Consider the following 23732-nt stretch of genomic DNA (forward strand, 5'->3'; position numbering starts at 1 on the left):
CCGGCACCCCTGTCCGAAGGTGCAAACAGTGACAGACTAGACATTAGACCCTAGGGCGGGAGGAATCATGCTTAGTGGAGCTGTGATCGCCATGGGAATCGTGGGCGTCGCCCTGCTCGTGAGCGCGCTGATCTTCATGCTGATCAGGACGGTCCGCAAGAACATGAACGACCCGCACCCGCACTGGCCGATCGGGTAGCAGTCCCACCACGATGCCGCAGACGACGATCGCGGCGCCGGCGAGGTCGGCACCCGACGGCAGGCCCAGCCCGATGAGGGTTCCGGTGGTGATCGCGCCGACCGGGATCACGCCGGCGAACAACCCGGCGCGGCCGGGCCCCAGTCGCGGCAGCGCGGTGTACCAGAGGAAGAACGCGCCACACGTCACCACCGAGGCGAGATAGGCGAAGCCCAGCGCCTCGGGCGCCGTCGGCACGCGCAGCACCGCCGTGCCGTCGGCGATCACCCCTGCGACGGCCAGCAGCGGCACGGCCAGCGCCACCGACCAGGCCGTCACCCCCACCGCCCCCAGCTTCGGCAGCAGCGGCAGCGCCAGCAGCGAGAAGCACACCTCGCACGCCACCGCCCCCAGCGCCCAGAGCAGCGCGTCGACCCCGCCCCCGCCGAACCCGGTCGCCAGCAGCGCCCCGGCCACCACGATCCCCGCCGCCACGACCAGCCGCGGCCTCGGCCTGCGTGTGGTCACCACCGCCATCACCAGGGGCACCGTCGCCAGCATGGTGCCCACGAGCGCCGGACCGGCTCCCCGGGTCGACTCGACCACACAGACGTTGAACAGCACCAGGCCGGTCAGCGCGAGTGCGACCAGCAGCCCGAAATCCTTTACCGTGAGGTGGGCTCCGGGCCTGGAGGTCGCCTTCATGATCACGAACATGATCAGGGCGGCGACGGCGTAACGCACCGTTTGCCCGCCGTAGAGGGGATAGTCCTTGATCAGGTCACTCACCGCGGCGAGAGTGCCCACCAGGAACATCGCCCCCGCCGCCGCGGCCACCGTCGTGCCTCTGCTCATGACGATGGATGCTAGGAATGAAATGGTTCGCAGAATCAGTCCAATCCCTCCGGTAAAACGAGGACCAATCGTTGGCCGACCTGCATCTCTCCCTTGACCGTCAGGCCGGCGGTCTCGCCCGCCAGGTGGCCGGCGAACTCCGCGAGGCGGTGCGAACCGGTCGGCTGCCCGCGGGCACCCGGCTCCCGGCGAGCCGTGATCTGGCGCGGGATCTGGCCGTCTCGCGCGGGGTGGTCGTGGAGGCGTACGAGCAGCTCGTCGCCGAGGGCTTCCTGGAGTCGCGGATCGGGGCCGGGACGACCGTGGCGGCCGTGGCGATCGAGGAACCCGTCTCCCCGGCCGACGCGTCGGGTGACTTCGGCGGCCGGCCGACCTCGCCCGACCTGGGGGCCTTCCCCCGGCAGGCGTGGAGCGCCTCCTACCGTCACGTGCTGGCCACGCTGCCGAACGACGCGCTCGACTACGGCGATCCCGGCGGCGTGCCGGAGCTGCGCGGTGAGCTCGCGGCCTATCTGCGCCGGGTCCGGGCGGCGCGGGCCGAGCCCGAGAACGTCGTGGTGGTCACCGGCGTGGCGCAGGGGTTGTCGCTGGTCGTCCAGGCGCTCGGGCCGCTGCGGCTGGCCACGGAGTTGCCGACGAGCGAGCGGCAGACGCCGCTGCTGCGCAGGGCGGGGGCCGAGCTGGTCGGTATCCCGGTCGACGACGAGGGCATCGACGTCGCCGAGCTGGCCCGCAGCGGCGCCCGGGGGGTGCTGCTGACCCCGGCCCACCACTATCCGACCGGGGTGGTGCTGTCGCCGCGCCGCCGGGCCGAGCTGATCTCCTGGGCGGCCCGGACCGGGGCGACCATCCTCGAAGACGACTACGACGCCGAGTTCCGCTTCGACCGCGAGCCGGTCGGCTGCCTCCAGGGGCTGGCTCCCGGGCGGGTGGTGCTGGCCGGGAGCGTCAGCAAGGCCCTCGCGCCGGGGCTGCGGCTGGGCTGGCTGGTCGCGCCCGCCTCGCTCGCCGCCGAGTTGCGGAAGTTCCGGGGCGAGTTCGACCTCGGGTCACCGGTGCTCGACCAGTACACGCTGGCCCACTTCATCGCCACCGGCGCCTACGACCGGCACCTGCGGCGGATGCGCCGCGAATACCGCGCCCGCCGCGACGCCCTGGTGGGCGCGCTGGCCGAGCGGTTCCCCGAGGTGAAGGTGTGCGGCATCTCGGCCGGGCTGCACCTGTTCGCCGAACTGCCGCCCGAGTGGGACGCCCGCGCGTTCGCCGCCGAGGCGGTCGCCGCCGGGCTGGCCGCCGAACCGGTCGACGGCCCCGCGGTGGTCATCGGTTTCGCCCGGTGGCCTGGCCATCGGCTCGCGGCAGCCGTGCGGGAGATGCGAAGCCCCTAGCCAGCACCACGATCCCGGCGGCCAGCACGAGCGGCGCGACGAACGCGGCCTGGAACCCGGCGGCGTCGCCGATGCCGCCGACCAGCGCGGCCCCGACGATGAAGCCGACGTAGTTGAACATGTTGACCCGGGCGATGGCCACCCCGGTCCCGGCCGGGTCGAGCCGCCCGGCCGCCGAGAACGACTGCGGCGCGACCACCGACAACCCGACCCCGGTCAGCGCGAACCCGGCGATCGCCACCGCCTCGTTCGGCGCGACCACGATCAGCAGGAAGCCCAGCGCCGCGACCACCCCGCCGACCCGCACGATCGTGGCGGGCCCGAAGCGGCTGACCGCCGCGTCGCCGCCGACCCGGACGATGAAGGTCGTCGCCTGATAGGCCCCCAGCGCCCACGGCGCCAGCCACGCCTCGGCGGTGAGCGCCTGGTCGAAGTAGACCGACCCGAAGTTCGACACCGACGCGTCGCCCACGTAGAGGAACGCCATCGCCAGGCACAACGGCAGGATCGACGCCCACGGGATCGTGACGGGGCCGGTCTCGGCGGCCGTCTCGACGTGCTCCTCGGAGGGGCCGAAGAGCCACCGGTTGGCGGCCAGCGAGATCACCACGGCCGGGACCATCACGATCGTGAACGTCGGCCCCAGGCCGAGCCCGAGCCCCGTCGCGTTCGACGCCCACGCGGCCCCGACCACCGCCGCCAGGCTCCACAACGCGTGGAAGCCCGTCATCACCGGCCGGGCGTAGCGCCGCTCGACGGCCGTGCCCTGCATGTTCATGCCGGCGTCGACCCCGCCCAGGCCGAGCCCGAACAGCACCAGCGCCGCCACCAGGACCGGCACGCTCGCCGCCCACCCGCTGAGCGCGACGGCGGCGCAGGCGAGCGGCTGGACGTACAGGAGCATGAACCGGCTGCCCCACCGGGCCGCCACCTGGCCCGCGACGACGCTGCCGACGCCCGCGATGACCGGCACGACCAGCAGCAGGAGGGTCAGCTCGCCCTCGCCGAGACCGTGTTTGTTCTGCATCGCCGCGACCTGGGTCAGCAGCGTCGAGAACGTGAGGCCCTGCACGAAGAACACCGCGAACGTGGCGAGGCGGGCTTGCCGGTCACGAGGCACGACAGCCTCCCGAACATGAGCGAGGTTCAAGATTTCGCTCAGGCTAGGGGCGGGCCTCTTCCAGGTCAACAGTGCCCCGCACGACCGTGGCGAAGGCGATCAGGATGAGCAGCGCCGAGACCGGCAGGAGATCGAGCTCGAAGGCGGGCAGCACGCTCGCCACCAGCACGGCGACCGGGATCCAGAGGGGAATCCGGCGCTGGATCGCGAGGTGGGTCATGACCGCGAACAGGGCGAGGTAGAACAGGGGCGGCCCGACCTGCTGGACGGCCACCTCCAGCCCCGGAGTGTCGTAGACCCGGCCGAACAGGTCGCTCATCTCCGCGCGGTCGGCGGCCATGAAGCCCACCACGACATCGATGACGAACTGCGCGGCGAACGCGACCAGCCCGGCGAAGCCCACGACGGTGAAGCCGGTGAAGGTGTGCCGGTCGAGCTGGATCAGCACCACGCCGTAGAGGCCGAGGGCGACCAGGAAGGCGACATGGCCGGTGGTCCAGGCCAGACCGGGGCCGTGCTCGCTCAGCAGGCGGATCATCCCGTAGACCAGGGTGAGCAGGGGCGCGCCGATGAAGGCGATGCGGGGATTCATGGGTTCAGCGTCGTCCTCAAGGCCGCCGCCGTGATCGGCGGAAAGGCCGAAGCGGGGCCTCCTCCCCGCGGGGGAGACCCCTGAGGGCGGGGTCGGGGTCCCGCCGTCCCTTCGGACGCCGGGGCGCCGGACGCTGGTCGTCGCGGCGGTCGCGGGGCGCGGCCGGTCGGCGCCGGTGAGGGGCGGAGTCCGGACGGCGGTCGGGGCCGGGCGGGCGGAGCCGTAACGGAAAGAAGGTCGGGGGAACCCTGGCCGCGAATCCGGGGTCGTCCCGGGTGGGCGTCACCCCGCCACCACGTAATCTTCGAAGGGTGAGTAGCGACTTCCGTGAATGGATCGCCGCCCTGGTCACCCCCAGGGAGACCTCGTCGGGCCCCCGGCCCGAGGAGCTGCGCGCCTCCGACGCCGATCGTGAGCGGGTCATCGCCGTGCTCACCGAGGCCGCCGCCGACGGGCGGCTGTCGCGGCTGGAGCACGAGGAACGTGTCGACGCCGCCTACCGGTCGCTGACGCTCGGGCAGCTCATGGTGCTCACCCGGGATCTGCTGCCGCCCGACCAGCAGCCGATCGCGCTGCACAGCCGGCCGGTCGCGGCGGTCTTCCGCAACGAGTCTCGCGGCGGCCGGTGGGTGGTGCCCTCGACCGTCCCGGTGAGCTCGATCGGCGGCAAGGTCGAACTCGACCTGCGCGAGGCGCTGCTCCAGTCGCGCCGGATCGTCGTGCAGCTGGCCGTCATGGCCGGCACGGTCAACATGACCGTGCCCGAGGGGGTGCGCGTCGTGATCGCGGCCGACGCCCGGATCGGGCAGTTCAAGGACCAGACCCGGCCACCCGCCGACCCCGACTGCCCGGTCATCGAGCTGGCCGGATACGTCTGGGGCGGGCGGGTGATCGCCAAGTCGCCCAAGCCGCCCAAGAAGGGCCGGCGTCGCTAGAGGGCCGTGTCGAAGTTGATCGCGCTGTAGGCGCCCAGCTTCCAGAGCTGGTGCTCGCTCTCGATGCGCCGGATGGTGCCCGACCGGCCGCGCATGACCAGCGAGTGGGTGTGCGCCACGCCGCCCCGGTTGCGCAGGCCGCCCTGGTAGCGCACGCCGTTCATCAGCTCGCCGTCGGTCACGCCGGTGGCGGCGAAGAACACGTCGTCGGAGCTGACCAGGTCGTCGGTGGTGAGCACCCGGTTCAGGTCGAGGCCCGCGTCGAGGGCGCGGCGGCGTTCGGCGTCGTCCTGGGGCCAGAGCTTGCCCTGGATGACGCCGCCCAGGCACTTCATCGCGCAGGCCGCGACGGTGCCCTCGGGGGTGCCGCCGATGCCGAGCATCAGGTCGACGCCGGTGCCCGGCTGGGCGGCCATGATCGCGCCGGCGACGTCGCCGTCGGTGATGAACTTGATCCGCGCGCCGGTCTCCCGGATCTCCTGGACGATCTGCTCGTGCCGCGTCCGGTCGAGGATGACCACCGTGACGTCGGAGGCCTTGCCGCCCTTCGCCTTGGCCACCGCCGCCACGTTGTGGGCCACCGGAGCCTCGATGTCGACCACGCCGGCCGCCTCGGCGCCGGTGACGAGCTTCTCCATGTAGAAGACGGCGCTGGAGTCGTACATCGACCCCCGGGGGCTCACCGCGATCACCGAGATGGCGTTGTTCATGCCCAGGGCGCACAGGCGGGTGCCGTCGATCGGGTCGACCGCCACGTCGCACTCGGCGCCGGTGCCGTCGCCGACCTCCTCGCCGTTGAACAACATCGGGGCCTGGTCCTTCTCGCCCTCGCCGATCACCACCTTGCCGCGCATCGACACCGTGTTGATCAACTGCCGCATCGCGCTGACCGCCGCCCCGTCGGCGCCGTTCTTGTCACCCCGGCCGACCCAGCGGGCGCTGGCCATCGCCGCCGCCTCGGTCACCCTGACCAGTTCGAGGGCGAGGTTGCGGTCGGGCGCATGGCGGTCGGTGGCAAGTGGCGGCGGTACAGACTGGTCTGAGTTCATCGTGTCTCCTTGAGGTATGACACTGCCTTACCCGGTATCGCCCGTTGATTCTGCGTGAGTCGTGCCACACCACCCGGCTCCCTCGATAATCTCGCCTGCATGAGCGGCGACAACATCAAGGAGACCGGCCGGGGCACCTCGGAAAGAGGCGCGGCGACCCGGGTCGCCCTTCTCGACGCCGCCCGCGACGTGTTCATCACCCAGGGGTTCGCCGAGGCCGGGGTCACCGAGGTGGTCCAGCGGGCCGGGGCCAGCGTCGGCAGCCTCTACCACCACTTCTCCGGCAAGGCCGACCTCTACCGGGCGCTGTTCGACGAGTTCCAGGACCGGCAGGCGCAGCGCACCAAGACCGCCGTGCAGGCCGCCCGGACCGAGGGCGAGACCGAGCCTATGACGTTGTTCCTGGCCGGGGCGCGTGCCTACCTCGACGGCTGCGTGCAGGAACGCGACCTGGCGGCGCTGTTCCTCCGGGGTGACGGGCCGCCCGGGTTCGAGGTCGTCATCCGCGAGCGGCTGCGCACGTGGGCCCGCCGCAACGCCTCGTTGTTCGAGCACGAAGACGCGCTGGTGGTGGTGATCACGGGGGCGCTGGCGGCGGTCGTCCAGGAACTGACCCTGTCGGCCGACCTCGACGCGGCCCGGCTGATGGCCGACCAGGCCCTCGGCATCATCGGCCGGATCAGGAACCCCTGACCTCAGCCGGTAGTCTCGGGACCGTGCGCCGATTCACCCAGGGCCTCTACGGCTACGTCTTCGCGCTGCTCGTCTGCTTCGCCGGGGTCGGCCTGTTCCTGCTGACCACCCCGCAGGGCCGCACCGAGCACATCCCGCGCGTCGACTTCACCATCGATGCCAAGAACGCCGCCGGCGCGGCCGAGTTCCCGGTCGCGGTGCCGCAGCCGGTCCAGCCCGACTGGGTGCCGACCAGCTCCCGCCTCACCGATGAGGGGGGCGTGGTCACCTGGCGGCTGGGCTTCGCCACCGCCAAGCGCATGCACGCCATGCTGGCCCAGAGCAACGAGCAGCCTGCGGCCGGGTTCGCCAGCCGCCTTGCCAACACCGAGACCTCGATCGGCACCGAGGTGATCAAGGGCGCGACGTGGGAGAAGCGCTTCCGCGAAGACAAGAACCAGCGATCGCTGGTCCGCGTCGCCGACGGCCACACCGTCGTCGTCACCGGCTCGGCCGACTGGCCGGAGCTGAACGCGCTCGCGGCCAGCCTGGTCGAGCGGGACGTCTAGAACGGGGCCTCGTCGGAGGCGGGCTCGGGGCGGCGCTCGGCCATCGCGGCGGCCAGCTTGACCCGGGCGCCCTGGAGCCAGTTCTCGCAGATCGCGGCCAGTTTCTCGCCGCGTTCCCACAGTTCGATCGACTGCTCCAGGGTCAGGCCGCCCGCTTCCAGGCGGCGCACCACCTCGGTCAGCTCCTCGCGCGCCTTCTCGTAGGACGGCGTCTTCTCCTCAGCCACGGTGCCCACCCTAAAGGCCGGTGACCTCGACCCCGACCCGATCGTCGGGGAACCTGACGGTCAGCGCCTCGCCCTCGGTGAGTTCGGCGGCCTTCCTGACCACCTCGCCCGAGGGCTTCTGCACGATCGCGTAGCCCCGTTCGAGGGTCGCGGCGGGGGAGAGGGCCACCAGCCGCGCCCTGAGGTGCTCCAGGCCGTCGGAGCTGCGGTGGAGCGAATGGTCGAGCACCCGCCGGGCCCGGTCTCTGAGCTGGTCGACCTGTTCGGCGCGGCGTTCGATCTCGCGTACGGGATCGGCGAGCGACGGCCGCGACCGCACCGAGTTGACCCACGCGAGCTCCCGCTCCAGCCAGCCCCCCATGACCCGCCTGCCGCGGTCGCGCAACTGGTGGACCAGCGCGAGCTGCTCGCCCACGTCGGGCACCACCTTCTTGGCGGCGTCGGTGGGGGTGGACGCCCGCAGGTCGGCCACCAGGTCGAGCAGCGGCGAGTCCTGCTCGTGCCCGATGGCGCTGACCACGGGGGTGCGGCACGCCGCGACCGCCCTGACCAGCGACTCGTCGGAGAACGGCAGCAGGTCCTCCAGCGACCCGCCGCCCCGGGCCACGATGATGACGTCGACCTCGCGGTCGGCGTCGAGCCGGTGCAGCGCGTCGGTCACCTCGGCGACCGCCAGCCCGCCCTGCACCGCCACCTGCTCGACCTTGAACCGGACGGCCGGCCACCGGCGCCGCGCGTTCTCCAGCACGTCGCGCTCGGCCGCCGAGTCGCGCCCGCAGATCAGCCCGACGGTCCCCGGCAGGAACGGCAACCGGCGCTTGCGGTCGTTGTTGAACAACCCCTCGGCCGCCAGCACCTGCCGCAGCCGCTCCAGCCGGGCCAGCAGCTCGCCGACCCCGACGGGCCGGATCTCCATGGCGGTGAACGCGAACGACCCCCGGTTGACCCAGAAGTCGGCCTTGACGTGCACCACCACCCGCGCGCCGTCGACCGGGCGCGGGAGACTCGACTCGTAGACGTTCCGGGCGCACGTCACCCGGGCCGACACGTTCGCGACCGGGTCGCGCAGGGTCATGAACACCGTGCCGCCCCGGGCGGTCAGCTCGGTGATCTGGCCTTCGACCCAGACCGTGCCGAGCTTCCCGATCCACTGGGCGACCATCTGCAGCACCGACCTGACCGGCAGGGGCGCTTCGGGGGAGGTCTTCGCGCTCACCCGCTCAGTTTTCCAGCTTGGCCAGCCGGTTCTCGAACATCCGGAGCACCTCCGGGCGCGCCGTGCTCGCCTTCTCGTAGTCGATCCAGCTCTGGATCTCCTCCTTCGACCGGCCGCGCATGCGCGCCCGGAGGGAGGCGAAGGTCAGGTCGGCGTAGCCGGGGATGGGCTCGGCGGGCAGGTCGTGGGCCGGGGCCTCCTCGGTGTGACCCGGGGCGACCTCGGGCACGGCCGTGTCGGTGACCGGCTCGCCCGGGGTCTTCTTCGCCGGCTTGGGCGCCGGCGGGATCTTCGAGGGGACGGCGGGCTCGGCGGCCAGCGCGGGGTCGGAGGACGGCTCGGTGGTCTTCTGGCCCTGCGGCTCGGCGGCGACGGGGGTGGGCTCCTCCTCCTGCTTCTCCTTGGCCTTCTCGGTGGCCTCGGGAGTGGCGGCGGGGGTGGTCGCCTCGTGGTCGGCGGTCTCGGCGACCTTCTCTTCGGTGTCCTCGGTCTTCGCCGGTTCCGGGGCCGCGGGGGCGGGGTCGGTCGCGGTGTGGGGAAGCGGCTTGTCGGCTTCGCTCACGGGGTTCTCCTCTGCCTTGGCGCCCGAGGCGACCAGGCGGTCGCCCTTGGGGGCGCTACCCCCCGGCTGGAAGATCACCGGTTCGGGCCGGTCCGAGGCGGCCGGACGGGGAGCGAAGATGACCGGCTCGCGGCGCGGCTTCTTCTTCTCCTCTTCCTCGACGACGATGTCGGATACCGACTTCACGCCGGGGCGGGAGGGGTCGGCAGGGGCCTCTTCGGCCGGGGCGTTGCCGGTGACGCGCTTCAGGGTGGTGCGGACCCGGTCGCCCAGGAGGAGCGCCTGACCCACGCCGCTCAGCGCGCCCTGGAGCGCCAGCATGGGCAGGTCTTTCACCTTCTGTGTGATCTCGTCACGGTTGTTATAGACCTCGCGAATGGGCTTGGTGAACGTACGCAAGAGGGACATGGGCATCTCCCAGGAGATATTCCGTTGAAGTCTCAGTCTGGCAAGACTGGCGCGGGCGGTGGTCAAGCCACTGCAGACCATCCACGTAGCATGAGACCATGACGTCACAGACCCCCGCGACCATTACAGATCGCCGTCGTGTCCTGGTGGCGAAGCCGCGCGGTTACTGCGCCGGCGTCGACCGGGCGGTGGAGGCCGTGGAGCGGGCATTGGCGCAGTACGGCGCGCCGATCTACGTCCGTAAGCAGATCGTCCACAACACCTTCGTCGTCAAGACCCTCGAAGAGCGCGGCGCCATCTTCGTCGACGAGACCGAAGAGGTCCCCGAAGGGGCCATCGTCGTGTTCTCGGCCCACGGCGTCTCCCCGGCGGTCCACCAGGAGGCCGCCCAGCGCAGCCTGAAGACCATCGACGCCACCTGCCCGCTGGTCACCAAGGTCCACAACGAGGCCAAGCGCTTCGCCGCGCAAGACTACGACATCCTGCTGATCGGCCACGAGGGCCACGAAGAGGTCGAGGGCACGGCCGGCGAGGCGCCCGACCACGTCCGCCTGGTCGACGGCCTCGACGGCGTCGAGACCGTCGAGGTGCGCGACCCGTCGAAGGTCGTGTGGTTGTCGCAGACCACCCTCTCGGTCGACGAGACCACCGAGACGGTCACCCGCCTCAAGAACCGCTTCCCCGACCTGATCGACCCGCCCAGCGACGACATCTGCTACGCGACGTCCAACCGCCAGACGGCGGTCAAGGAGATCGCCGCCGAGGCGCAGCTCGTGATCGTGGTCGGGTCGTCGAACTCGTCCAACTCCAAGCGCCTGGTCGAGGTGGCCCTCGACTACGGCGCCGACGCCTCCTACCTCGTCGACGACGCCACGTTCGTCGACCCGGCGTGGCTCGACGGCGTCACGACGGTCGGCGTGACGAGCGGCGCCTCCGTGCCGGAGGTCCTGGTCGAGGGCGTGCTGGCCAAGCTCGCCGCCCACGGCTTCGGCGACGTCGAGGAGATCGAGTCGGTGACCGAGAAGATGCGCTTCGCGCTGCCCCACGAGCTCCGCAAGGACCTGCGGGCCTGACGCACCGCCCCCGGGCCGTCTCAGGCCTGGGGGCGCTCCTCCTTCGCGGTTCCGTAGACCCTGGGCTCGAAGTAGCCCTCGGGCTCGGCGTCGAACTCCTTGCTCTTCCGGGGCTCCGGCACCCGGGTCTTCATGTCCTCCCGCGTCGCCCGCACGCTCTGCGGCAGCCCCCGATACCAGGCCAGGCCCAGTGCCAGCGCCGATCCGGCGAACAACCACGGCGCCGCCGCCGACAGGGTGGTGAACATGCCCAGGCCGAACGACTGGAGGGAGCCCCCCGAACCCAGGCCCTCCACGAGGAGGGCCGACACGAAGAAGACCAGGGGTGGGGACACCACCAGGGTCAGCAGGTCGCGCGGGTTCACCAGCCAGACGGCCGCCAGCGCCCCCACGAGGAAGAACGGCCCCGGGAGGGTGAACTGTCCGAGCAGACAGACGAAGAACAACAGCGTGATGGCGCCGCGCGCGGTCACCTTCATCTCTCCGGCCCCCCTCCCTGGTGGCTCAAGCTACCGTCATATCCGGTGTCGTCCCCGACGAGTTCGGGCATCGACAACGACCGTGGTGACTCCTCGACCGGCTGCGGGGCCGGCAGAAGGGTGTCGACCAGGCCGAGGTCGGTCATCTTGCGGGCGCTCACCAGCACGCGGCTCTCAAGAGAGCCGACCGTCCTGTTGTACGCCGCCACGGCCCGTGCCAATGATCTTCCCAGACCGTCGACCTGCCGTCCGAGACTGCCGAGCCGGTCGTACAACTCCTTGCCGAGGTCGAACACGGCCTTGGCGTTCTCGCTCAGCGCCGCCTGCTGCCAGGCGTAGCTCGCGGTGCGCAGCATCGTGATCAACGTGGTGGGGGTCGCGATGTGGACCCGCCGGTTCATCGCGTATTCGAGCAGCGAGGGGTCCCGCTCCAGCGCCGGGGCCAGGAACGCCTCGCCCGGGATGAACAGCACCATGAACTCGGGCGCGGGACTGAACGCCTGCCAGTAGGTCTTGGCCGCCAGCCGGTCGACGTGGTCGCGCAGGTGGCGGGCGTGCGCGTCGAGCCGGGCCCCGGCCAGGTCGGGGTCGCCCGCCTCGGAGGCCTCCAGATAGGCCGCCAGCGACACCTTCGAGTCGACGACGATGTTCTTGCCGCCGCTCAACCGGACGATCATGTCGGGCCGGACCGGCCCGTCGGGGGTGGTCGCGGTGACCTGCTCGTCGAAGTCGCAGAAGCGGGCCATGCCGGCGATCTCGGCCACCCGGCGCAGTTGCAGCTCACCCCACCGCCCCCGCGCCTCGGGCCGCCGCAGCGCCCGGACCAGCGCCGAGGTCTGCGACTTGAGCTGCTCGGAGCTGTGCCGGACGAACTCCATCTGCTGGGCCAGCTCGGCGCGGGCCACCCGCGCCCCCGACTCGCTCTCGCGGAGCTGTTCCTCCAGCTTCGCGAGGGTCTCGCGTAACGGCCCGACCAGGTTCTCCACGGCCTCGCGGCGCAGGTCGAGGTCTCCGGCCGCCTCCGCCCTGGTCGTGTTCAGGCGGTTCTCGGCGAGTTCGAGGAACCTCAGGTTGTTGACGTCGAGCGCGCGGGCCGACAGCGCCTGGAAACGCTCGGCGAGCTGCTCCTCGACGTACGTCACCTTCTCTTCGGCCGCCCGGGCGCGCGCTTCGGCGTCGGCGAGCTTGACGGCGGCCTCGGCGTTCGCGCGCGCCGATCGGGCGCGCCCGACGACGAACCCGATGGCGAGCCCGGCCGCCAGGCCCACCAGCAGTTGGAGAGCGAGAGCCAGGACATCCACGTCCTGGATGATCCCAGGCTTTTCCCGGCAGAAGAGGGAGGCTCGCCCTCCGCATACCCCGCCACGACCCAGAGTTTGCCCACGATGGGGTTTGACGAGCGGCGTTCCGGATTCCAATAGACTCGAATTCCGTGAGCCTGAGCATCGGGATCGTCGGCCTCCCCAACGTCGGCAAGAGCACCCTCTTCAACGCGCTGACCAAGAGCGCCAACGCCCTCGCGGCCAACTATCCGTTCGCCACGATCGAGCCCAACGTGGGCATCGTCGGGGTGCCCGACGACCGGCTCGCCAAGCTCGCCGAGATCTACGACTCGGCGAAGATCCTCCCGGCCAAGGTCGAGTTCGTCGACATCGCGGGCCTGGTGAAGGGCGCCTCAGAGGGCCAGGGCCGGGGCAACCAGTTCCTCGCCAACATCCGCGAGACCGACGCGATCTGCCAGGTCATCCGGGTGTTCAGCGACCCCGACGTGACCCACGTCGACGGCGGCGTCGAGCCCGGCCGCGACATCGAGACGATCAACACCGAGCTGATCCTCGCCGACATGCAGACCATCGAGAAGGCGATCCCGCGGCTCCAGAAGGAGGCCCGCACCAACAAGGACCGCAAGGCCACCCTGGAGGCCGCCGAGGCCGCCATGAAGGTCCTCGACGGGGGCACCACCCTCTACGCCGCCGGCACCGACCTCACCGACCTGCGCGAGCTCCACCTGCTGACGGCCAAGCCGTTCCTCTACGTCTTCAACCTCGACGCCGACGAACTCGTCGACGAGGAGCTCCGCGCCCGCCTGTCGGCCATCGTGGCCCCCGCCGAGGCCGTCTTCCTCGACGCGAAGATCGAGTCGGAGCTCGTCGAGCTGTCCGACGAGGAGGCCCTGGAGCTGCTCCAGTCGGTCGGCCAGTCGGAGTCGGGCCTGTCCCAGCTCGCGCGGGTCGGCTTCGAGACCCTCGGCCTGCAGACCTACCTGACGGCCGGCCCCAAGGAGACCCGGGCCTGGACCATCAAGAAGGGCGCCACCGCCCCCGAGGCCGCCGGCGTCATCCACACCGACTTCCAGCGCGGCTTCATCAAGGCCGAGGTCATCTCCTTCGCCGACCTCATCGAGGCCGGCTCGGTCGCCGCCGCCCGCGCGGTCGGCAAGGCCCGCATCGAGGGCAAGGACTACGTGATGCGCGACGGCGACGTCGTCGAGTTCCGCTTCAACGTCTGAAAACCCTTCTTCCGTTACGCCTTCGGAGTGGCCAGCCACTCGTCGAAGGTCTGGGCGCCACGAGGCCCGGGACCGCTCGGCAGCAGGCCCCCGGCGCTCATCCCGCCGGGGAAGTAGACCGGCACGACCGGTCGTCTGCGCGCCCCGCCCGCCGCGATGAGACGGCGGGCCATGTCGGGCAGCGACTCGACCTTCGGGCCCGCCAGTTCGGGGGCCATCCGCCGCGGCTCCCCGAGGGCGAGGTCCGCGAGCGCCTCGCCCACCTCGCGGGCCGCGACGGGCTGCACCCGTCCGCTCGGGACCAGCGCGACCGGGCCGGGGATCCCGCCCAGCACCTGGCCGGCGAACTCGTGGAACTGGGTGGCCCGCAGGATGGTCCACGGCACCGCCCCCTCCTTGACGATCGCCTCCTGCCGCAGCTTGCCCGCGTAGTAGCCGAGCCTGACCCGGTCGACGCCCACGATCGACAAAGTGACGAGGTGGCGCACCCCGGCCCGCCCGGCGGCGGCCGCGAGGTTGCGGCCCGCCCTGTCGAAGAAGGTCACCGCCGCCGACTTGCTGGTCGTGGTGACGTTGCTGACGTCGACGACCGTCTCGGCCCCCACCAGCGCGGCGTCGAGTCCCGCCCCGCTCGTCACGTCGACCCCCGTCGCCCGCGAGAGCACCGCGGGTTCGTACCCCCGCGCCCGCAGGGCCTCCACGACGTACCGCCCGACCACGCCGGTTCCACCTGCCACCGCGATCTTCATGACCACTCCTCTCCTCGCTTTCGGAAAGGGTGACGGGGGACGGGCGCGGCTTCGTGACATCGCGCGCCCGTGATGAGGCTCACATTCGGCCGTGTCACGAACGGAGCCCCCCGGGAGGTCGTCTGTGCGTGAACTCCACCGCCAAACGGCTGCGTGCCGGGCTGCTCGCCCTGGCCGCCCTGCAGACCCTCGTCTCGGTCTGGCAGTACGTCTTCCCGCGCTCCTTCTACGACGACTTCCCGACGGTGCGCCTCGACCCGCCGTACAACGAGCACCTGCTCTCCGACGTCGGCGGGCTCGGGCTCGCGCTGACCGCCATGCTCTTCTACGCCGCGCGGGTGATGGACCGCAGGGTGGTCGTGTCGGCACTGACCGGTTACGTCGTCTACGCGGGCACGCACTTCCTGTTCCACGTCCGCCACTTCGACCACTTCTCGGTCCGCGACGCCGTGGGGGTGGGCACCGGCCTCGGCCTCGAATGGGTGCTCGCCCTGACCCTCCTGTACGTCGCCTGGCGACATCACCGCACGTCTTAGGAGCGCCGGCCGGCGGCCCCGGCACTAGGATGATCACGCGGCGGGTTTCCACTACGAGTGCGGAAGGCCGGACTGAGTGTCAGAGCCCTTTGGTTACCTCCTGATGGCTCGACGGTTACATTTTGCCGCGGTGGCCTGCGCAAACGTCGTTATGTAGTCATCCATGCCGGTACGGGCACTCTCAGTGTCATGCACACTCGGTTTGGCCGGTTACGGCGATGCCTGCAGCATGGGCGTGGCTTTCCTGGAACAATTGGCGAGGCCGCTAAGGTGATTACTTCAACATGGATAACCGGATCGAGAGTAAGACGACACCGCGCCAGCCGGGGGGATCGGCGCGAGCGGAGGCGTGATGGCTCGCAGGTCAACCGTCCAGCAGGATCCTCGGATCGCTGGCGACCCAGAGTCGTACCCTCCTGCGGATCCGCCGTTGTCTGAGCGGGAGCCGATGCGGCGCAGGGGCTGGAGCGGCGGCGGGGGCCGCTGGCTCGTCTGGACCGGCCGGGTCGTGCTCTGGGCGCTCATCGTGGTGATCGTCGTCAACGGGGTCAGGGCGCCGTTCGAGCGTTTCACGTCGAATCAGGGCGCCACCGGAGCACCGTCCGCACCGGCCGATTCCGGTTTCCCCGTGCAACAGGGAGCGGCGTTCGCGAATCAGTTCGCCGCCGTTTATCTGAATTTCGACGCAACGAATCCAGAACAGCGCGACACCCGCCTCACCGATTTTCTCGCCGACGGCGTCGAAAGGCGATTCGGCTGGAATGGGTTCGGGCGCATGGCGGCCGGCGCCATTCAATTCCATTCGATCGAGGTCGCCGACGCGAACAACGCGCGGGTGCAGGTCAGTTTCCAGTCGGGCGCGCGGCGCTGGTTGTTGTCGGTGCCGATCTACCAGGCCGACGGCCGGTTCGTCGTGTCCGGCCTGCCCGCCCTGCTGCCCTCCGGGGGCGCGGCCGGGCTGCCGGCCATCGCGGGCCCCGACCGCGACGCCAACCTCGAAGACCAGCTGCGCCAGACGCTCGAAGGGTTCTTCCGGGCCTACGCCTCCGGCAACGCCGCCGAGCTGAAGCTCTACGCCGCCGACGGCGCGACGATCGAGGGCCTCGGCGGGCAGTTCACCCTGGCCCAGCTCAACAGCGTGGTCGCGCCGCTCGGCGGGGAGACCGGCCGCGATGTCACCGTGACGGTCACCTGGTCCATCACGGCGGCCGACGCCGCCGCGGTGCCGACCGACGACCCAGCCGATCCGGCCGCGCAGCCCGCGCTGCTGGAGCAGGCCTACCAGCTCACCATGGAGAAGCAGGGCGACAAGTGGCTCGTCCGGCAGGTCCAGGGCGCGAGCCGGTCCGTGGGGTAGCGCATGAACGACCACGACATCGCTGATCCACACCCCCGGGAGGGCGAGAATTGATTCTCCAAACGATTGTCGAGACCGTGACCGCGCTGGCGCCGTCCCCCGCGCCGGGATCGGGTACCGGGCTCAACACCGAAGGCCTGGCCGACTTCCTGCGCCGTTTCTTCGCGCCGTTGTTCTTGGTGATCGTGTCGGTCGTGGCGCTGTTCTTCCTCTTCACCAGAGAGATCACGCGGTTCGTCCAGTTCATCATCCTGGCGATCGCCATCGGTGTGATCTTCTATGTGCCGAACATCATCGAGGTGACGGCCAAGGCGATCGCGGGGGCGCTCGGCATCCAGTGACCTTTGGCACGCGCGGAGAGGAGGATTCGGGTGGATCTGCCTACATACACCAATATCTGGCGAATTGAGAAGCGGCTTTACAAGCTTTACGATCTCCGGCTGCCCATGCCGTTGCCCATCGTCTGGATCGGTGTCTTCGTCGGCGTCTCCGCCTTCTGGTGGGTCCTCCTCCAAGTGGTCGGTTTGCCCTTCGACGCGCCCTGGCATGTGATCTATCTGGTTCCGCCCGGGATCGTTACATGGCTGTCGACTCGTCCTGTGATCGAGGGCAAGCGGCTGACCGAACTCCTCCAGTCGCAGACCCGCTACTTCTCCGAGCCCAAGACGTGGTGCCGCCTGGCGCCCTCGGGTGAGCCCGATGTGATCGACTTCCAGGCCAAGGTGTGGCGGGCCAGCACCGAGCGCGTGCGGGTCAAGAAGCCCAAGCGCGCCCCCGAGCCCCAGCGCGCGACGGTCCGTCCCGCGGTGGCGGCCGCCGCCGCGGCCGCCGCGCCGGTGGTCGAGGAGATCCCGGTACGCGTGAAGCCCCCGCTGACCACCACGGCGACGGCCCAGGCGGCCCCCGAACCGGCCCACGGGTTGATCGGCCACCCGGACGACAAGCAGACCGCCCGCCCCGAGGGCCGCCGCCCGGCGACGTTCGGCCAGCCCCCGCGCCTGATCCGCCCGGTGGGCGAGCCCGCCGGCCCGGCGAAGGACCGCTCCCGCCCCCTCGCCGCCAACCCGCTGCGCCCGGCCCTCCTCGCCCACCCCTCCGACAAGCCGAAGACCCCCGAGCCCACACGCGGAGACCGGCCGCAGACCCCCACGGTGCCCATGCGCCTGGTCCCGGGCGGCCCGGCCCGGCCCGAAGACGCGGGCGTGCCCACGGAGCACCGCCCCCGGCCGTCCGACATGCCCATGGCCGCCGAGGGCGCGGGTCGCCCCGAGACGCCCCGTGGGCCGGTGCGCCCGCAGGTTTCCGGCAAAGCCGAGGCCGAGGCGCGCTCGCCGCAGCCCTCCGATGTGCCCGTGTGGCCGGTTCCCGACGGTGAGGCGGAGGCGGGTTCGCCGCAGCCCTCCGGCGTGCCCGTGTGGTCGGGTTCCTACCGCGAGACTGATGCGCCCGGCGTGTCCTCCCACCTGAGCGGATCGCAGGATGCGCCTGCCCGTCCTGTTCCGGTGAGCGAGGCCAACGCTTCTCAGCCGCCTGCGGGTGCCGTTCCGGACAACCGGCCGGAAGCCGCGGAGGTGCACCGGGCGCAGGCCCCTGACGCGCCCGCGAGTCCGGTCCCGGGCGTCGGGCCGCAGGGTGCCGACGTTCCCGTGTCCTCGGCTCCGGAGCCCGGCGCCCGGCCTTCGCGGGCGGAGACGGCGTCGCCTCAGTTCTCGTGGTCGCCGGTGGCCGAGGCCGAGCCGGTCGAGGCCGCTGGGTCCGAGATGGGCGAGCCGGCCGTGCCCCAGTCCGTACCGGACGAGACCCCGGTGGAGTCGGCGCGGGGAGCCCGGCACTCCGCGGGTGAGGTGGCCAGGGAGGAGCCCCCTTCGGGACGTGTGGGCAGACATGCCGCGGCCGAGCCCGAGGTGGCCGTGCCGCCGGCGCGGGTGGAGTCCGAGCCGGTGGTCGAGCGCCGTGCGGCCGAGCCTGTGGGTGAGGTCGCCGACCATCAGGTGCCGGCGCCCGCCGCCGAAAGCCCCGCCGCCGAAGGTCCCGCCGCCGGGACTCCGGATGAGGAGATCTCCTCGCCGCCGATACGGCCCGACGCGTTGCGGAGGTTGCGGAGGCTGGCGGCGTCCGCCGACTCGGCGGTCGAGCCGGAGGCGCCCGCGCCCGCGGTCGACTGGCAGAAGGAGCGGTTGCGGAAGGGGCAGCCCCCCGCGCCGTTCATCCCGGCCGAGCGGGGCTCCGAGGCGACGTGGCGGCGGGTGTCGCAGGTGGTCGCCGGGTCCGACGGCGACAACGACGAAGACCGCGCCCGCACGACCATCAACGGCAGCCGGCGCATCGTCGTGCTGGGCTGCACCGGCGGGGCGGGGCAGACGACGACCACGCTGCTCCTCGGCCACTCGCTGGCCCGGCTCAGGGAGGACGGGGTCGTCGCCGTCGACGCCAACTCGGGCGGCGACGGGCTCACCGGGCGCATCAGCCCCGAGACGCCCGAGACGCTCAGTTCCTTCCTCACGGCCGTCGACGGCGTCGGGACCCGCGTGCGCGACTACACCACCCGGAGCGACTCCGGGCTCGACGTGCTCGCCGCCGACGTCGACCCGGGCGCCGAGCAGCGCATCGGCGACCGGGGCTGGTTCTCCGACCAGCGCATCGCCCGCGCGATGCGGCTGCTCGACCAGCAGTACCGGATCATCCTCATGGACCCGGCCGCCGCGCTCGCGGCGCGGCTGCTGCCCTACGCCGACCAGCTCGTGCTGGTCGCCCCGGCCAGCGCCGACGCCCCCGACTCGGTCGCCATGACCTACGACTGGCTCGACGGGCACGGCTGCGCGGACCTCCGGCGCAGGGCCGTCGTCGTCATCAACGGTGTGTCGCGAAGGAGCATGGCCGATGTCGAACGGGCCGAGACGGTCGCGCGCGGAAGGTGCAGGGCGATCGTGAGGGTCCCGTGGGAAGACGAGCTGGCCGAACCAGGACAAGTCGACCTCAATGACCTTCGCAGCGGCGGCCGCAGGGCGTACGTTGCCCTTGCCGGGGTTGTCGCGAGCGGGTTGACCACGGCGAGAGGGGAGAGCTTCGTTGGCTAGGGCGTCGCGGGCGCGCAGTCGCTTGGCGGTCCGGTACTTCGACGACCGGATCCTCCTCACCGACTCCGCCGCCTGGGCCTACTTCCGCCTGCCCACGGTGAGCTACGAGTTCATCACGCCCGAGGAGCGCGAGGCGCTCGCCAACAACATCACGATCGCGCTGGCCGCGATCAGGATGACCGACGCCGAGGTGCACCTGCGGGTCGCCCACCGCACCTACCCGGCGGCCGAGTGGGCGATGGCCCTCAACGCCACCTCCGACGAGGGTCCGGGCTGGCGCGACTACCTCGAAGAGATGTACCGCCACGTCTGGGCCAAGGACTTCTGGTCCAAGGAGGTCTATCTCGGGGTCCGGCTCGGGCCGCGCGGCGCGCAGCTCGGCGAGGGCGTGCTCGCGCAGCTCTTCGGCTTCTACCAGAAGGCCGAGAAGAACCTGGGCCTCGAAGACGACCACGTGCCGGAGAAGGAGGTGGCGAAATGGACCGATTCGGCCGAACGGCTCGGCCGCGCGCTCGCCTCCGGTTCGCTCTACGCGCGGCACGCCACCTCCGTCGAGGTCGCCTGGTTGTTCCAGCACGCCGCGACCGGCGCGCTGGGCGACCCGCCGGCGTCGGCGTCGAAGCGGCGCAGGTGGGGCCGGGGCGAGATCGAGGCCCTGGTCGAGGGGCAGATCCACAACGGCAGGTCGCTGCTCCGGATCGAGCAGCCCGGCGGTGACTCCTACGTCGCCCACCTGTCGTTCGCCCGGTTCCCCGACCTGATGCCGTTCCCCGACGGCGAGCCCTGGATGCACTTCAGCGACCAGCTCCCCTTCCCGGTCGAGATCTCCTCCCGGATGCGGCTCATCCCTCCCGTACGCGCCTCCCGAGACGTCGCCAGGAAGCTGGCCCACGCGCGCGACATGGACATCCACATCCGCGAGGCGGGCGCCGAGGCGCCGCTGGCGCTGGCCGAGCAGATCGACGCCGCCCGCATGCTCGAACACGGCATCACCAAGGAACGCCTGCCGTTCGTCTACGGCTGGCACCGCATGAGCGTGAGCGCGCCGACCGAGGAGATGTGCGTCCAGCGGGTCGAGGCGGTCATCGAGCACTACCGCGACATGGGCATCGACGTCGTCAACTCGACCGGCGACCAGTTCTCGCTGTTCTGCGAGGCGCTGCCGGGCGAGAAGGTCAGGGTGAACGCCTACGCCCAGCGGCAGCCCCTGCGCACCATCGCGGGCGGCATGGCGACCGCCACGGTCGACCTGGGTGACCGGGCCGACGAGGCGGGGTGGCTGGGGCCCTACATCGGCGAGACGCTCGGGCGGGCACGCTCCATCGTGCACTTCGACCCGCTGGTGGCGGCGACCAAGAACCGGCCGACGGCCATCGCGATCACCGGGGAGCCCGGCGGCGGCAAGACCACGCTGGCGCTGCTGCTGATCTACCAGATGGCGCTGCGCGGGGTCACCGTCGCGGTCATCGACCCGAAGGGCGACGCCGAGTCGCTGGTGCAGCTCCTGCGGCGGCGCGGACGGCAGGCCCGCACGATCCCCCTCGGCTCGGCCGCGCCGGGCCTGCTCGACCCGTTCTCCTTCGGCGACGACCTGGCCGCGAAGAAGACGATGGCCACGGAGACGCTGCGGCTGCTCCTGCCGCGCATGTCGGAGGAGCGCGAGTCGGCGATGGTGCAGGCCGTCGCGGCGGTCGCCAACGAGCCCGACCCCTCGCTCGGGAAGGTCATCGACCACCTCGACCGGGCGGAGGACGCCGCGTCCAAGAACCTGGGCGCGGTCCTGCGGTCGATGTCCGAAATGCACCTCGCTCGGCTCTGTTTCGACCCCTCCGGCGGCGACCAGATCGACACCGAGGGATGGACCACTGTGTTCACCCTCGGCGGCCTCACGCTGCCCGACGCGGCGACGGGACGCGATGACTACTCGTACGAGCAGCGGCTGTCGGTCGCCCTGCTCTACCTGGTCTCGCAGTTCGCCCGGCGGCTCATGAACGGGCTCGACAGACGTACCCCCAAAGCGATCTTCCTGGACGAGGCGTGGGCGATCACGTCCACGCCCGAGGGCGCCAAGCTGGTGCCCGAGGTGTCCCGCATGGGACGGTCGCGCAACACCGCACTCGTGCTGGTGTCCCAGAACGCGGGCGACCTGCTGAACGAGCAGGTCACCAACTGCCTTTCCTCGGTGTTCGCCTTCCGCTCGACCGAACGGGTCGAGGTGGAGCACGTACTGGAGCTCCTGGGAGTCGATCCGAACGAGGAACACAAGGGCGTGCTGCGCTCGCTGCGCAACGGCGAGTGCGTCTTCCGCGACCTCGACGGTCGGGCGGGCCGGATCGGCGTCGACCTGATCTCTGAGGAGCTGCTGCGCTGGCTCGACACCAATCCGACGCACGCCAAGCCGGATGAGATCGAGCAGGACAAGGTGGGTTCGGGTCGTTCGGGGGTCGCGCGGGAGGTGCGCTCGTGAAACGCAGGGTCGCCCTGCTCATGCTGGTGTTCGTCACGTTCTTCGTGGCGTCGCCGGTGATCGTCGGGTCGTCGGTGGCACACGCCGACGGGATCTGTGACATGTCCGCCGCCCTCTCGCCGGAGGTGGTGGGCTCGGGCGTCGACGGGCTCGTCAAACCCCCGCCGCCCGACGTGGGCGACACCGGCGCCGCCGCCGGCGCGGGGCTCGGAGCAGGGGCCGGCACGTCGGTCAAGGCGCCCGAGACGGCCCCGATGACCAACTACGAGACCTACGGCATGTCGGGCCAGTTCTGGCACACCTACGAGCTCGGCTGTTCCGACGTCGCGGCCGTCATCGGCAACGCCTGGGCCAACGCGATCTTCTCGTGGGCAAAGGCGGTCGACCGGCTGACCATCACGACGTATGAGGCCGCCGCGACCGAGGGCCCGCTACTGCCCATCAAGAACGTCGTCGACGACATCGTCACCAACCTGGCCGACGCGATGTACTGGCCGTTCCTGCGGCCGATCGTGATCATCGCGGCGATCTGGCTGGCCTGGTACGGCCTGCTGCGCAAACGCGCCACCACGACCGCCGAGGCGGTCATCTGGATGGTCGTCGCGGTCACGGTCGCGACCTGGTTCTTCAGCCGTCCCCAGGACCTGACGGGCGTCGGCAAGACCGTCACCGACAAGACCACCGAGATCGTCAACTCGGCCTTCGCGGGCCTGCCCGGCGCGGGCGGCGCGTCCTGCCTGCCGCCGCCCACCACCACCCCGGCGGGTAACGCCGCCGACGCCGCCACTCCGGCGGCCGCCCCGCCGGTCAACGCCGGCGGTTACGGGCAGCCGGGCACACCGGGCGTGGCGCAGAACGCCGACGCGCTCTGGTCGACCCTGGTCTGCAAGCCGTGGCTGATGGGCATGTTCGGCACCGCCGACGCGACCTCGCCGATCGTGACGCAGTACGGCGACAAGGCCCTCAACCTGCAGGCCCTCACGCGGGCCGAGCAGGCCGCCCAGCAGTCGCCGGGCGGCGACGCCCACCAGCGCGCCTGGGAGGAGCAGGTCGCCGAACCGCTGCGCACCAGCCCGTCGTTCTACCTGCTCCAGGGCAAGGACTGGACCAGCCGTCTCGGCGTGGCGATCGGGGCGTTCATCGCGGCCATGGTCGCCGGATTGCTGATCTTCCTGGTGGCGGTGTCGCTGCTGGTGCTGAAGATCGGCTTCCTGCTGTTGCTGATCATGGGCCCGATCTTCCTGCTGATCGGCGTGCATCCCGGCACCGGGCGCATCATCGCGATGCGCTGGGTGGAGATGCTCGTCGGCACGCTGCTGAGACAGGCCGTGCTCGCCCTGGTGCTCGGCGTCCTGGTCTACGGCTACGCCCTGATCATCTCCACGCCGCTGCCGTGGGGCATGCAGATCATGTTCATGGCGCTGCTGACGCTGGCGGTGTTCTTCTACCGCAGGCCGTTCCAGCATCTGTTCTCCTCGCTCAGCGGCTCCACGTTCACGACCCGCGTGCTCGGCGAGGCCGCCACGGCCCCGACCCTGCAGCGCGCCGCCGGGGCGCTGCCGCCGGTCGCCGCGGCCCGTGTGGGCCGCTGGGGGCTGCGCAAGGCCGAGCCGATGCTCAACGCCGCGGTCGCCGGTGCGACCGGCGGCGCGGCCGGGGCCGCCCCGACCGCGGGCGGGGTCGCCCACGGCCACGTCCCCGGCCGAAAGCGGGT

The 23732-nt window shown here is 71.3% G+C and carries 22 protein-coding genes; 12 read left to right on the top strand and 10 right to left on the bottom strand.

Annotated features, from left to right (window positions below):
• Positions 1–43 precede the first annotated feature (43 nt).
• Positions 44–1033: a DMT family transporter gene (locus GT755_RS34200; RefSeq protein WP_161483688.1), complete on the bottom strand. Its 990-nt coding sequence runs from the start codon at positions 1031–1033 to the stop codon at positions 44–46.
• A 71-nt stretch (positions 1034–1104) separates the two neighbouring features.
• Between GT755_RS34200 and pdxR the strand changes: the two genes are divergently transcribed.
• Complete coding sequence (gene pdxR / locus GT755_RS34205) at positions 1105–2421, top strand: MocR-like pyridoxine biosynthesis transcription factor PdxR (protein WP_030451893.1); 1317 nt, start codon at positions 1105–1107, stop codon at positions 2419–2421.
• Here the strand turns inward: pdxR and GT755_RS34210 are convergent.
• Both GT755_RS34210 and GT755_RS34215 read right to left on the bottom strand, forming a co-directional pair.
• On the bottom strand, positions 2354–3541 hold the full coding sequence (locus GT755_RS34210) for an MFS transporter (protein ID WP_161483689.1): 1188 nt from the start codon (positions 3539–3541) through the stop codon (positions 2354–2356). The two genes, pdxR and GT755_RS34210, sit on opposite strands and share 68 nt — an antisense overlap.
• A gap of 43 nt (positions 3542–3584) precedes the next feature.
• Complete coding sequence (locus tag GT755_RS34215) at positions 3585–4133, bottom strand: hypothetical protein (protein ID WP_161483690.1); 549 nt, start codon at positions 4131–4133, stop codon at positions 3585–3587.
• Between the two features lie 311 nt (positions 4134–4444).
• On the opposite strand from GT755_RS34215, the gene GT755_RS34220 reads away from it, so the two are divergent.
• Entirely contained in the window at positions 4445–5068 is a 624-nt protein-coding gene (locus GT755_RS34220; RefSeq protein WP_328794719.1) for a DUF1707 SHOCT-like domain-containing protein, read from the top strand.
• Here the strand turns inward: GT755_RS34220 and glpX are convergent.
• Complete coding sequence (gene glpX / locus GT755_RS34225; RefSeq protein ID WP_161483692.1) at positions 5065–6117, bottom strand: class II fructose-bisphosphatase; 1053 nt, start codon at positions 6115–6117, stop codon at positions 5065–5067. The two genes, GT755_RS34220 and glpX, sit on opposite strands and share 4 nt — an antisense overlap.
• A gap of 99 nt (positions 6118–6216) precedes the next feature.
• Here glpX and GT755_RS34230 point away from each other — a divergent pair, with 99 nt between their 5' ends.
• On the top strand, positions 6217–6810 hold the full coding sequence (locus GT755_RS34230; protein ID WP_161483693.1) for a TetR/AcrR family transcriptional regulator: 594 nt from the start codon (positions 6217–6219) through the stop codon (positions 6808–6810).
• 23 nt (positions 6811–6833) lie between these two features.
• The gene (locus GT755_RS34235; RefSeq protein ID WP_161483694.1) at positions 6834–7358 is read left to right on the top strand and encodes a DUF4245 domain-containing protein; all 525 of its coding nucleotides are present in this window, start codon (positions 6834–6836) and stop codon (positions 7356–7358) included.
• Here the strand turns inward: GT755_RS34235 and GT755_RS34240 are convergent.
• From GT755_RS34240 to GT755_RS34250, 3 genes are read right to left on the bottom strand one after another with little or no spacing between them, the layout of a single operon-like run.
• Positions 7355–7594, bottom strand: coding sequence for an exodeoxyribonuclease VII small subunit (locus tag GT755_RS34240; protein WP_161483695.1), 240 nt, complete (start codon positions 7592–7594; stop codon positions 7355–7357). The genes GT755_RS34235 and GT755_RS34240 overlap by 4 nt on opposite strands.
• Before the next feature lies 1 nt (position 7595).
• Positions 7596–8801 carry an exodeoxyribonuclease VII large subunit gene (xseA, locus tag GT755_RS34245; RefSeq protein ID WP_161483696.1) on the bottom strand — a complete coding sequence of 402 codons (1206 nt, stop codon included), beginning with the start codon at positions 8799–8801 and terminating at the stop codon, positions 7596–7598.
• Between the two features lie 4 nt (positions 8802–8805).
• The gene (locus GT755_RS34250) at positions 8806–9771 is read right to left on the bottom strand and encodes a hypothetical protein (protein ID WP_161483697.1); all 966 of its coding nucleotides are present in this window, start codon (positions 9769–9771) and stop codon (positions 8806–8808) included.
• Positions 9772–9869: 98 nt separating this feature from the next.
• On the opposite strand from GT755_RS34250, the gene GT755_RS34255 reads away from it, so the two are divergent.
• A complete protein-coding gene (locus tag GT755_RS34255; protein WP_161483698.1) occupies positions 9870–10844 on the top strand; it encodes a 4-hydroxy-3-methylbut-2-enyl diphosphate reductase in 975 nt (324 codons plus the stop codon).
• 20 nt (positions 10845–10864) lie between these two features.
• Here GT755_RS34255 and GT755_RS34260 read toward each other — a convergent pair whose 3' ends face one another.
• Both GT755_RS34260 and GT755_RS34265 read right to left on the bottom strand, forming a co-directional pair.
• A complete protein-coding gene (locus GT755_RS34260) occupies positions 10865–11323 on the bottom strand; it encodes a DUF6542 domain-containing protein (RefSeq protein ID WP_161483699.1) in 459 nt (152 codons plus the stop codon).
• Positions 11320–12624: a DNA recombination protein RmuC gene (locus GT755_RS34265; RefSeq protein WP_161483700.1), complete on the bottom strand. Its 1305-nt coding sequence runs from the start codon at positions 12622–12624 to the stop codon at positions 11320–11322. The genes GT755_RS34260 and GT755_RS34265 overlap by 4 nt, the downstream gene beginning before the upstream one ends.
• Positions 12625–12755: 131 nt before the next feature.
• Between GT755_RS34265 and ychF the strand changes: the two genes are divergently transcribed.
• Positions 12756–13832, top strand: coding sequence for a redox-regulated ATPase YchF (gene ychF / locus GT755_RS34270; protein WP_161483701.1), 1077 nt, complete (start codon positions 12756–12758; stop codon positions 13830–13832).
• Positions 13833–13846: 14 nt separating this feature from the next.
• Here the strand turns inward: ychF and GT755_RS34275 are convergent, their stop codons facing one another.
• Positions 13847–14581 carry an SDR family oxidoreductase gene (locus GT755_RS34275; RefSeq protein WP_161483702.1) on the bottom strand — a complete coding sequence of 245 codons (735 nt, stop codon included), beginning with the start codon at positions 14579–14581 and terminating at the stop codon, positions 13847–13849.
• 128 nt (positions 14582–14709) lie between these two features.
• Here GT755_RS34275 and GT755_RS34280 point away from each other — a divergent pair, with 128 nt between their 5' ends.
• From GT755_RS34280 to GT755_RS34305, 6 genes are all read left to right on the top strand, one after another.
• Positions 14710–15117, top strand: a complete 408-nt coding sequence (locus GT755_RS34280; RefSeq protein WP_161483703.1) for a hypothetical protein — start codon at positions 14710–14712, stop codon at positions 15115–15117.
• A 430-nt stretch (positions 15118–15547) separates the two neighbouring features.
• A complete protein-coding gene (locus tag GT755_RS34285; protein ID WP_235967980.1) occupies positions 15548–16474 on the top strand; it encodes a conjugal transfer protein in 927 nt (308 codons plus the stop codon).
• Positions 16475–16551: 77 nt separating this feature from the next.
• A complete protein-coding gene (locus GT755_RS34290) occupies positions 16552–16815 on the top strand; it encodes a hypothetical protein (protein ID WP_285590460.1) in 264 nt (87 codons plus the stop codon).
• A 30-nt stretch (positions 16816–16845) separates the two neighbouring features.
• Positions 16846–19551, top strand: coding sequence for a TcpE family conjugal transfer membrane protein (locus GT755_RS34295; RefSeq protein ID WP_161483706.1), 2706 nt, complete (start codon positions 16846–16848; stop codon positions 19549–19551).
• Positions 19544–22018 carry an ATP-binding protein gene (locus GT755_RS34300; protein ID WP_161483707.1) on the top strand — a complete coding sequence of 825 codons (2475 nt, stop codon included), beginning with the start codon at positions 19544–19546 and terminating at the stop codon, positions 22016–22018. The genes GT755_RS34295 and GT755_RS34300 overlap by 8 nt, the downstream gene beginning before the upstream one ends.
• Positions 22015–23732 (top strand): type IV secretion system protein (locus GT755_RS34305; RefSeq protein WP_328794720.1); only part of this gene is annotated, 1718 nt, incomplete at its 3' end. The genes GT755_RS34300 and GT755_RS34305, both read left to right, overlap by 4 nt.

This window comes from Herbidospora solisilvae, assembly GCF_009901565.1.
GTDB classification, from domain to species: Bacteria; Actinomycetota; Actinomycetes; order Streptosporangiales; family Streptosporangiaceae; genus Herbidospora; species Herbidospora solisilvae.